Origin of the sequence: Yersinia sp. 2542 StPb PI (assembly GCF_048593855.1) — a bacterium.
Classification (GTDB): Bacteria; Pseudomonadota; Gammaproteobacteria; order Enterobacterales; family Enterobacteriaceae; genus Yersinia; species Yersinia enterocolitica_E.
The window spans coordinates 1-215 of sequence record NZ_JAZGQA010000586.1 but is presented as its reverse complement, the minus strand read 5'-3'; the positions used below and the strand labels follow the sequence as shown (position 1 = coordinate 215).

Below are 215 nucleotides of genomic sequence, written 5' to 3'. Positions count from 1 at the left end.
CTGGTGGATTCCAGCTCCACGTCATAAGAGGTCCCCTTCGGATCGATGGTTATCTCATTCATCTGATAGGCACTCAGATACGGCACCACGGCATAACCCCGGGAGTCAATTTTTACGCCGGAGTAACCGGACACTTCAGCCCCTTCAGCGCCCTTCGCTTCCACCACCGCAAAGGTCTCACTGCTGTACGGCGTTAATGTCACGCCGCCGGGGTG

1 protein-coding gene is annotated in these 215 nt (G+C 56.7%); it reads right to left on the bottom strand.

The window, feature by feature from the left end:
* The coding region (locus V1952_RS22820) for a fimbria/pilus outer membrane usher protein (RefSeq protein WP_420075669.1) at positions 1 to 215 on the bottom strand (215 nt) is incomplete at both ends.